Below are 9,584 nucleotides of genomic sequence, written 5' to 3'. Positions count from 1 at the left end.
TCATCGGCATCACCAGCCGCTCCTGGCAAGGCGGCTGCCTCGCAGAAACCGAAACCCGCAACAACGCCGTCATCACCCGCACCGACAACACACCGACCGCCAGCCGCCTCGCCACGGGACAACGACTCCAGCCCGGGGACGCCCTGGTGTCCGCCACCACCACGCTGACCCAGCGCACCGACGGCAACCTCGTCGTCACCTCCAAGGCGGGCAAGGTCCTCTGGTCCACCGCGACGGGCGGCAACGCGGGCGCCACCACCCTGCTGCGCGCCGACGGCAACCTCGTCGTGCGCGACGTCACCGACACCACCACGCTCTGGCAGTCCGGCACCAGCGCCACCGGCGGGTCCACCGTCCTGCAGGAACACGGCAACCTCGTCGTGTACGACACCCAGGGCCAGTCCCAGTGGAGCACCGGTACGGCCGTGCGCAACGACGTCGACGGCGACGGCCGCGGCGACATGGTCAACTGGTACGACTACCCCGACGGCCACGACGCGCTCTTCCGCTTCCCCGGCACCGATTCGGGCGCGCTCGCCGCACCGCAGTCCGCCTGGACCACGGCCCCCGGCAACTGGTACCTCGACCAGGTCAAGAAGGTCGCGGGCGACTTCAACGGCGACGGGCTCTCCGACGTCGCGGTGCTGTACGGGTACGGCGACGGCACGGTCCGCCTGTGGACCTTCCCCGGCAACTCCGACGGCTCCTTCACGCCCGCCTTCGAGTCGTGGTCCACCACACCGGGCAACTGGGAGTTCGCGCGCGTACGGCTGCACGGCGGCGACTTCGACGGCGACGGGCGCGACGACCTCGCAGCCTGGTACGACTACCCCGACGGCAGCGACGCCCTGTTCACCTTCCGCTCCGACGCGCGGGGCGGGTTCGCCGCGCCCGTCCAGGGCTGGAGGTCCGTCCCGGGCAACTGGTTCACCGAGCAGAGCAAGTACGTCACCGGTGACTTCAACGGTGACGGCCGCGACGACCTGGGCGTCCTCTACACGTACGGCGGCACCGCGGTGAAGTTCTGGACGTTCCTGGCCAACAGGGACGGCGGCTTCGACGGCGCGAAGCTCGCCTGGGACAACCCGGTGTGGGGCGAGATGAACCGTACGGACGTGCACGCCGGCGACTTCGACGGCGACGGGCGCGACGACGTGGCGCTCTGGTTCGACTACGCCGACGGTCACGACAGCGTCTACGTCCTGAAGGGGAACAAGGACGGCACGGTGACGGGCTCCCCGAACCCCGCGCTGAACAGCCCCGCCGGCTGGCTGATGCGCGACCAGATGAAGACGGTCGTGGCCGACTACAACGGCGACGGACGGGACGACCTCGCGACGATGTACGGCTACACCGACGGCACCGTACGGATGTTCACCTGGCCCGCGCAGGCGGACGGAACGTTCGGGCCGGGACAGACCGGCTGGTCCACCGCGACCGGCTGGGAGTTCGGCCGCGTGCACGTCGTGAACCGACATCACCTGAACTGACCGCGCGCTCGTCGGGATCGGTAAGTCCGCGCACCGTCCCGGCGGCTACGGCTGCACGTCGAAGGCCTCGAAGCGCCCCTGTCCCAGCCGGAGGCGGAACGAGACGTGCTGGCCCTCGGCCAAGGTCCGGCAGCCGGGGGCCAGGTCCGTGCGGTGCACGGTGATGATCTCCCTGCGCCCGAAGGGGACGACGTACCCGACGCCCCGGGACCGGTCGAAGAACCGGACGAGGCCTTCGCAGCGTTGGTGCATGATGGCGCCTGTCTCTCGCATTCTGTCCCGTCGTGGTGGTGCAGGTCGGTGCGGTGCGGGTCCACCGCACCGACCTGCCGAGTACAGAACGCGCTTACCCGCGCACGGGCCACCGGTCCCCCGGCACAGGGTCGTGCGCGCGTTGAAAGCCGGTCCTCGCCATGAGGCCGCACCGCCGTCGTGGGCGGCGAACGCGAGTGGCGGCCGTGGGTGGGTGAACAGTCGGGAACGGCCACGGGCCAGGCGGCTCCCTGGCCGATACGCTCCGCCTGACGCAGCCCGTGGTGGGCGCGGTGGAGGGGCCCATGGACTTCGCGGCACGGCTCGCAGCGATTCGCACCGACGTGGCGGAGGTCCTCGTCACCCCTGGTTCCCCTGCTCACCCTGGCGCTCGGCGCAGGACTCGGCTTCGCCTCCAGTCTGCTGCTGGAGCGCCGCCGACAAGCGAACACGGTTGCGGGCAAGGTCATCGACGTCTACCTGGATCTTCGCAAACAATTGTGCGAAGAAGTGAGCCAGCTCGCGGGCCTCCGGATCGCCGCCTCGCCCACTTCCGTCTCTACGCGCTGGTGCCCCTCCACAGCAACGATCCCGACACGCGCCGAGCGGCATCGATCAACTACCAGGCCCGCAGGGTGTTGCACGTCATCAACCAGGATCTGACCATCCGCGCCCTGCTGGACTGGTCACGCAGCCCTCGCAAGTAGCGGCATCCTTCCCCAGCCGACCGCCCTGCGGTGATCCGCGCGGGGCGCCCGGCCACGACTCGGCCGGGCGCCCCACCACCTCGGGCACGTCAGCCCTTGACGCGCTCCTCGCCACGCGAGGCCTGGTCGAGGATGTCCTGCCAGGAAGCGACCGCCACGGTGGCCTCCGCTTCCTCCTGGCTCCAGTAGCCCTGGTTGGCGACCGCGGGTGCCGCGATGTTCTTCCAGATCGGGCCGCCGTCCGCCTGGGCGGCGACCGCGATGTCCTGCCAGTTCCGGGCCTGGGCGGCGGCCACGGCCTGGTCCGCCAGCCAGCCCAGGCGCGCGGCCTCGGCGTGGCCGGCCACGGCCCGCCAGGCGGCCACGGCATCCGCTCGCGCGGACTCCGCGTCGGCGGCGCCCGGGATCGCCGCCTCGGCGGCCACCGCCTTCTGGACCAGCAGGGAGAGGCCGTGGTGGCGCCGGGTCTCGGCGTCGGCGACGCGCAGGCGGTAGCCGTCGAGGTCGAGGGTCGCCCCGTTGGCCCAGCCGTACCCGAAGAACTCCGCGACGTCCGTGTCGGTCGCGCCCGCACGCAGCGCCCACTGCGCGGCGACGCGGACCTCGGCGCCGGGGTCCGCGACGCCCAGCGCCCGGATGAAGTCCTTCTCCCTGGCGCTGACTTCGTTCTGGTGAGCGGTGTCGGCCGCCCTCGCCTCTCGGTCACGTACCTGCGCGGCGGCGTACCCGCTCTTCACGAACGCCGCGCGGTCCGCGTCCGTGCCCCGCAGCGCGTTCGACGCGGCGGCGTGCACCTGCGGCGAGAACGCGGCCGTGTGCGTGGCCGCGACGCGCTCGCAGAACATCCGGTTGCGGGTACGGGTGTCGCGCAGCCGCTGCTTGGCCAGGTCGTAGCCGCCGCCGGGGGCGAGCCACGCGGTGATCGCGGCGTCGCCGAGGCTGCTGCGCAGCGCGTTCCACGCCGAGGTGCGCAGCTCCGCGGGGAGCCGGGACTTGGCGATGCGCGTGACCTCGTTGCGGGCGGCTTCGGCCGCCGCGGCCGCCACCGACGCCGCGGTCTCGTCCGCCGTGGCCGTGGCCGTGGTCGCCTGGGCCGCGGCCCAGGACGTCTGCGCGGTCACCACGGGCATGCCCGCGGTCACGAGGAGCAGGGTGAGTGCGGCCGTGGCGGCCTTGCGTGCGCTCACCACGGCAGCGTGATCTTCTTGACGCGCCACAGCTGGGCGTCGGTCTGGTTGCACGTCCACTGCTGGAGGGGCTTCATCTTGACGACGTCGCTGTTGGGCACGTCCAGGCAGCGGTCGGCGGTGTGGGCGGGCCGCAGCTGGTAGAGCTTGCGCACCGGGTCGACCAGGTCGAGCTGCCACCGCGTGTTGGCGGCTCCGTTGCAGTTCACCAGGCGCACGTTGGCGCCCGCCTGGGTGCCGCTGTTCTCCACGGCGAGGCAGGCGTTGAGGTCGCCGCCGGCCCAGCGCAGTTCGAGGGTGGAGTCCGCGGCCGGGACCGCGTCCCACACGCCGGGGAACATCCAGTCGGTGCGGCACTCGTCCAGCATCACCGAGAAGTCGGGGGACGCGCCGACGCACAGGGCGCCGTTCGCCGTGACGAGCTGGGTGTGGGGCTTGTCGGCGGCCGTGGCGGTGGGGGCGGCGCCCGCGACGGCGGCGAGGCTGGCCGCTACGGCCAGCGCGGCTCGGAGTGTCCGTGCCATGGTGTGGTGGTTCCGTTCTGCTGTGCGGTCCGGCCGTTCGGCCGTTCTGCTTCCGGTGGGGCTGAGTCGGGGTGCGGGCACGGCCTCAGCTGGTCGCGTCGGTCATGCGCCAGCGCTGCGGGGTCAGGCCCGAGCACTTGCCGACGAAGGGCTTGGCTCCTTCGGCCGTGCTGTTGTCGGGGATGGTCAGGCAGTACTCGAGCGCGTCGACGGGACGCAGCTCGAACAGGTCCTTGTCGACGTCGACCAGCTGGATCCGCCACTTCTGGGTGGTGGAGCCGGCGACGCACCACTGCTGCTTCGCCTCCCAGCTGACGTTGGGGCCCGTGGTCAGGCATCTGCCGCTGTGCTTGGCCTGCACCTGGAACTGGCCGCCGCCCACGGGCTTCAGGGCGAAGAGCTGGTTGTCCAGGCCGCTGGCGCAGGTCGACTGCACGGCCTGGACCCCGTCCGCGAGGCTGCCGCCGGCGATGGTGAGGCACTTGCCGCTGTGCTCGACCTGGAAGCGTACGTACGACGTGTTCGGCTCGGCGTGCGCGGCGGTGGCCCCGCCGAGGACGGTGGCGAGGCCGGCGGCTGCCGCCAGGGCGGTCCGGAGGTTGCGTGCCATGGTGTTCTTCCGTTCTGTGGTGCTGTGCGGGAGCGGGGTCCGGGTCACGGGGCGAGCGGCGTCGACAGCTTCCAGACGCCGGTGGTGCTGACCCATCCGGTGGCCCGCTCGGTGGCGGCGTGGACGGCGCCGCTGATGTGGACGAGCCAGCGCTCGTCCGTCCCGAGGCCGACGCCCCAGACGAAGCCGGTGCCCGCGCCGTTCTTCCTGTTGCACCAGGTCGCGTTCTTGCGGAAGCCCGCGCTGCGGTCGTCGGCGCCGAGGCGGCTCTGGAGGTTGTCCGTGCTGGCCATCAGGTAGTAGCCCGGCTTGCGCACCGACTCGAAGGACCAGCAGCCGGGCTGGCCGGCGAGGGAGGGCACGATGGTCCAGGTGGCGTCCTGACGGTCGGCCAGCGGGCTGCGACTGTCGACGGGGGTGACGAACGTGGTGCCCTTGTCCACGGTCGACTGGCGGACGTTCCAGCCGTTCGTCTCCGCGTACAGCGACTGGATCGTCTGGCGCTTGAGGCGCAGTTGCACGTCCTCCTTGAGGAACTCCGCGACCTCTTCGTCCGTCCCGGCCAGGGCCTTCTTGGCGGCGGCCACCAGGTTCGGGTGGACTCCGCCGTTCTCGGCGGCGGCCTGGATCTGGAGGGCGAGCCTGCGGTTGGCCTCGGCCACCTTCTTGCGCCGGTTCTCGTCGTCGAGCTTGTAGGCGGCGTCGGCCCCGGTGTGGATGAACGCCTTCCAGGCCGCCGGGTCGGAGCTGAGGACGGCGCGCTGGGCGGCGGCCAGGAGCTCGGAGCCCTGGAGGTCGGCAGGAGCGAGCCTGATCAGCTCGCGGATGAAGTTGTCGCTGCCGAGCACCAGCTGGGCGTCGGTGGGCGTGATGCGGAAGAGGGCGGCCGCGCTCTTGCGGGCCGCGACCTCGCGGCGGCGCTCGGCCTCCTCGCGGTCCTTCTGCTCCAGCTCCTTGAGCTCGTTGGCGACGTCGGTCTTGTGCGCCTCGCGCACGCCGTTGACGATGTACTCGCGCCAGTCCTCGGGCTCTCCCGCCAGGGCGCGCATTCCGGCGCCGCGCACCTCGGGGCCCGCGGCGGCGTGCTTGATGACGGCGCGGATGAAGTTGTCGTCGTTGAGGGCCAGCAGCTCGGGGGTGCTGGGGATGCCCACGACCTGCAGGGCCTGCGCCTTGGCCAGCCGGGCGGCGCGCTCGGCGTTCGCCTTGTCGCGCTCGCGCTGCTGGTCGAGCCGGTAGGCGTCGTGGATGCCGGTCGTGATGTACGAGACGTGGTCCGCGGCGTTGGTGCTGATCATCGCCTGCTCGGCCGCCACGCGTACGGAGTCGAGCAGTTCACCCGCGTCCCTGGCCTTCTGCCACAGGGCGTGGATGAAGTCGTAGTCGCTGAGGAGGAGTACGTCGGCGGTCGGGTCGAGGCGGACGACGGCCGCCGCGTTGACACGTTCGGTGTCGGTGGTGCCGATGCCAGCGGCCCGGGACGCGGATCCGGGCGCGGGTGCGGCGGCCACGGCACCCGGGGCGGTGACGCCGAGGACGGCCGCGAGGACCGAGGTGGTGACGACGCCGTGCCGGAAGGTCCGGCGCAGCCGCGCGGACGGTACGGAGCTTGGTTGCATGCTGTTCTTGCTTTCCCTACGGCCGCCGCACTGCGGCGACTTGGCGAGTGCAGGGAAGATTCGGGGCACGGTGAACCGCCCGCCTGTGACGGAAGCGGATTGATGGTGACGTCTGATGACGTGACGTCAGGTGCGCCTGTCGCCCCCGACAGCGCGCACGGGTTCCCCCGGTCGAACGAACTTCCCCCGTGTCCGGCCAGTCCAACCAAACACAGGCTTACCTTACTAGTCATTTGCCGAACGCGGCAACGATCTTTACGAACACTGCTGTACGACTGAGAGTTTGTGCCGCTCCCGGTCGACGTCCGTCACCACCACCTCGATGGCGTCGCCGACCGACAAGGTGCCCTGTCCGCCCCGGCCGGCGGGATGCGCCAGCTCCCGTACGTGCACCACGCCCTCCACTGCCAGGACAGCTCGGCGAGGGTGATGAGCCCGGCGCCGGGGAGCACGGGGTGCGCCGGTCCCCCGTCCAGCGCCACGAGGACTCCGGAGGTGTCGATCGCCACGACCGTCCCCGCGACCGGTGGGCGGAAAACCCCGAGGCCGGAGCCCCGCGACGGGGCTAGAGTCCGCAGATGCGCCTCTACTTGTCGTCCTTCCGCATCGGCGATCGACCCGACCGACTGGTCGAGCTCCTGCGGGCGGGGCCCGGCCGGATCGGAGTCATCGCCAACGCCATGGACTCCGCCCCGGAGGACGCGCGCCGAGCCGCAGTCGCACGCGAGACCCGGGCGCTGGCCGAGCTCGGTTTCGACCCCCGGGAGCTCGATCTCCGGGAGTTCTTCGACCGCCCCGGTGACGGGGTCGAGGCCGCGCTCGACGCGTTCCCGGCCGTCTGGGTCCGCGGCGGCAACGCGTTCGTGCTCCGTTACGCGATGGCCCGCAGCGGAGCGGACACCGTGCTGGCCTCGCGGCTCCGCCAGGACGCGATCGTCTACGCGGGCTACAGCGCGGGCTCCTGCGTCCTGGCCCCCAGCCTCCGGGGCCTGGAACTCTGCGACCCTCCGCAGGACGTCACGAGGACCTGGGGCGACGAGCCCGTCTGGGACGGGCTCGGGGTGCTGGACCACGCCTTCGTCCCGCACGTCGACTCCCCCGGCCACCACGAGACCGAGGCCTGCGGCCGGGTCGTGGAGCACTACCGGGCCGACGGCACCCCGTACCGAGCCCTACGCGACGGACAGGTCCTCGTGGTCGACGGTGACGCCTCGGGCATCGTCTGACCCGCACCGGGCGGCTCCCGGTGCGACGGAGCACGAACACCTCCGTCGCACCGGGGACATGCCCTGGCTAGCCCTTCCGTGTCACGCGGTGCAGACCCGCGCCCGCCGGCTCACCGAGCAGGCCCGGCGTCCGTGCCGTCAGCGTCCGCGCGATGTGGTCCTGGGCCAGGACCACGTCCGGGAAGCGGGGCACCTCGTCGCCGTCGTACAGCAGCGACGCGTTCCAGTCCTCCGGGTCCGCCACCCCGTGCCGGTCCACGACCACGGCGCGCGTCGGCACCGGCAGGCGCGTCGCCGCCGCCGTCACGGCCTCCTCGACGCGCCGCGCCTCGTCCGCCGTGAGCCCGTCCAGCCACAGGGTCTGGATCTCGCAGCCCAGCGGCTCGTACTCGAAGGCGTCCGTGACGTCGGTGTCGGCCGAGAACCACCACTGCGTCGTGACCGACGCGATGCGGCGGGAGAGCAGAAGGGTGAGCTCCTCCTGTCCCATCGGCACCTGCTCGCCCTCGACGTCGAGGGCGATCGCCCGGCCCGTCGCGGGGTGGGCGAGGTGGATCCCGTACTCCGCGAAGATCCCCGCCTGTTCGGTGAGGACGGAGGTGGCGGCCGACTCTCGGTACCAGCGGATGAATCCGTCAGTCATGAGTCACACCCGTCGGTCGTCAGTCACAGCTCGGCAGCGTGAAGATGTGCACATTTTCTTCTCCAAAGACCTTCTTGGCCTGCTTGATGGCGGATTCGGGAGTGTTGTCGGCCAGATAGTAGATGGCCTTCACGCCCTTCTGGTCGGCGGCGTACTTGTTGATCTTCAGAGCCGATCCGAACTTGGCCGGGTTCTTGGCCTTGGCGCCGCCACCGACGTAGATGTACTCGCCGTTGGGACCGATGACATCCAGACCACTCGATCCGACGCCGGGCATGACGATCTTGATGTCCTGCCCCTTCTCGTCCTTGGCGACGACCCCGCCGACCAGCTTGGCGATGTAGTCCTCGCGCTTGAGACCGACGCCGTCGGGGTCGTTACCGCCACCCGCCGCCATCACGACGGGGGAACGGCCCGCGGCAACGGCGGCGAACGGGATGAACGACGCGCTCCGCGCCAGCGGGGCGCTCTTCTTCTTCGGGCGCATGCACGCCGGGAGCTTCTTGTACGTGGACTCGATGATGTCGTCGGCCTTGTCGATCACCTTCTTCGCCTTGGCCGACTTGTCGAGGAACTCCTTGATGCCCCAGACGGCCTTGGCGATCCTCGGGATCTTGCTGCCGATCTTGATGGCCTTGGCGACCGGGAAGTTCTGCACGATCGCCCAGACGCAGGTGATGATGTCCGGGTCGTCGATGCACTCCATGATGTCCTCGGCGGCCAGCTCCACGAGGATCTCGGCGCCGTTCTCCATCAGGTAGTCGAGCAGGCCCGACTCGGCGAGCTTGAGGGCGGCCTCGTACTGCTCGGGCGTGATGCCCGCCGCCTCGAGTGCCAGCGACTCGGCGTCCTCGAAGTCGACGTCGGCGCTCTTCTCCTTGTTCTTCGCCGCCTCCTCGCGCGCCTTGCGCTCCTGCTCGCGCTGGTACTCCTCGGCGCGCTTGGCGGCGTCGTCGGCCTCCTTGGCGTACGTACCCGCGTTCTTGGCGGCCTCCTCGGCCGACTTGGCGTGGGTCTCGGCCGAGGTGGCGAGGGTGGCGGCGTCGGCCGCGTCCTTCTCGGCCTGGGTGGCCGCGCCCTGGGCGGTGGCCGCCTCCTTCTCGGCGAGGGTGGCGGCGCTGTTGGCCGCGGCGGCCTGGTTCTCCGCCTGGGTGGCCGCGCCACGGGCCCGCTCGGCCTCGGCCTCCGCCTGGGTGGCGGCGTACCGGGCGGCCGTGGCGTCGGCGAACGCCTGGTTGGCCGCCTGGCGGGCGACCTTGGCGTCCGCCTGGGCCTGAACGTCGGCCAGGTTGGCGCGGGCGGCCGCCTCCCGGGCCGAGGCACCGA

The 9,584-nt window shown here is 71.4% G+C and carries 9 protein-coding genes and 1 pseudogene; 2 read left to right on the top strand and 8 right to left on the bottom strand.

Going from position 1 to position 9,584, the window contains the following annotated elements:
• On the top strand, positions 1-1,490 hold a 1,490-nt coding region (locus tag ABT160_RS45415; protein WP_351655877.1), incomplete at its 5' end, for an FG-GAP-like repeat-containing protein.
• Positions 1,491-1,535: 45 nt separating this feature from the next.
• Here ABT160_RS45415 and ABT160_RS45410 read toward each other — a convergent pair.
• The 6 genes from ABT160_RS45410 to ABT160_RS45385 form a co-directional block, all read right to left on the bottom strand.
• Positions 1,536-1,742, bottom strand: coding sequence for a cold-shock protein (locus ABT160_RS45410; protein WP_351655874.1), 207 nt, complete (start codon positions 1,740-1,742; stop codon positions 1,536-1,538).
• A 796-nt stretch (positions 1,743-2,538) separates the two neighbouring features.
• The gene (locus ABT160_RS45405) at positions 2,539-3,636 is read right to left on the bottom strand and encodes a hypothetical protein (RefSeq protein ID WP_351655871.1); all 1,098 of its coding nucleotides are present in this window, start codon (positions 3,634-3,636) and stop codon (positions 2,539-2,541) included.
• Positions 3,633-4,160: an RICIN domain-containing protein gene (locus tag ABT160_RS45400; protein ID WP_351655868.1), complete on the bottom strand. Its 528-nt coding sequence runs from the start codon at positions 4,158-4,160 to the stop codon at positions 3,633-3,635. The genes ABT160_RS45405 and ABT160_RS45400 overlap by 4 nt, the downstream gene beginning before the upstream one ends.
• 85 nt (positions 4,161-4,245) lie before the next feature.
• Positions 4,246-4,770 carry an RICIN domain-containing protein gene (locus tag ABT160_RS45395; protein WP_351655865.1) on the bottom strand — a complete coding sequence of 175 codons (525 nt, stop codon included), beginning with the start codon at positions 4,768-4,770 and terminating at the stop codon, positions 4,246-4,248.
• 44 nt (positions 4,771-4,814) lie between these two features.
• The gene (locus tag ABT160_RS45390; RefSeq protein WP_351655863.1) at positions 4,815-6,389 is read right to left on the bottom strand and encodes an AbfB domain-containing protein; all 1,575 of its coding nucleotides are present in this window, start codon (positions 6,387-6,389) and stop codon (positions 4,815-4,817) included.
• 255 nt (positions 6,390-6,644) lie between these two features.
• Positions 6,645-6,782: a hypothetical protein gene (locus ABT160_RS45385; protein ID WP_351655861.1), complete on the bottom strand. Its 138-nt coding sequence runs from the start codon at positions 6,780-6,782 to the stop codon at positions 6,645-6,647.
• A 185-nt stretch (positions 6,783-6,967) separates the two neighbouring features.
• On the opposite strand from ABT160_RS45385, the gene ABT160_RS45380 reads away from it, so the two are divergent.
• On the top strand, positions 6,968-7,615 hold the full coding sequence (locus tag ABT160_RS45380) for a Type 1 glutamine amidotransferase-like domain-containing protein (protein ID WP_351655858.1): 648 nt from the start codon (positions 6,968-6,970) through the stop codon (positions 7,613-7,615).
• A 67-nt stretch (positions 7,616-7,682) separates the two neighbouring features.
• Here the strand turns inward: ABT160_RS45380 and ABT160_RS45375 are convergent, their stop codons facing one another.
• On the bottom strand, positions 7,683-8,258 hold the full coding sequence (locus ABT160_RS45375; RefSeq protein ID WP_351655856.1) for a hypothetical protein: 576 nt from the start codon (positions 8,256-8,258) through the stop codon (positions 7,683-7,685).
• Positions 8,259-8,277: 19 nt separating this feature from the next.
• Positions 8,278-9,584, bottom strand: a pseudogene (locus ABT160_RS45370) (hypothetical protein); the annotation flags it as partial.

This window comes from Streptomyces sp. NPDC001941 (genome assembly GCF_040296945.1).
Classification (GTDB): domain Bacteria; phylum Actinomycetota; class Actinomycetes; order Streptomycetales; family Streptomycetaceae; genus Streptomyces.
Note: the sequence above shows the minus strand (reverse complement) of the source record. Positions and strands in the feature narration are given on the sequence as shown.

Bases quoted from the DNA above. Each gene is read 5' to 3' on its own strand.
- ABT160_RS45410 (WP_351655874.1), bottom strand. From the start codon at position 1,742: ATGCACCAACGCTGCGAAGGCCTCGTCCGGTTCTTCGACCGGTCCCGG.
- ABT160_RS45400 (WP_351655868.1), bottom strand. From the start codon at position 4,160: ATGGCACGGACACTCCGAGCCGCGCTGGCCGTAGCGGCCAGCCTCGCC.
- ABT160_RS45395 (WP_351655865.1), bottom strand. From the start codon at position 4,770: ATGGCACGCAACCTCCGGACCGCCCTGGCGGCAGCCGCCGGCCTCGCC.
- ABT160_RS45390 (WP_351655863.1), bottom strand. From the start codon at position 6,389: ATGCAACCAAGCTCCGTACCGTCCGCGCGGCTGCGCCGGACCTTCCGG.
- ABT160_RS45380 (WP_351655858.1), top strand. From the start codon at position 6,968: ATGCGCCTCTACTTGTCGTCCTTCCGCATCGGCGATCGACCCGACCGA.
- ABT160_RS45375 (WP_351655856.1), bottom strand. From the start codon at position 8,258: ATGACTGACGGATTCATCCGCTGGTACCGAGAGTCGGCCGCCACCTCC.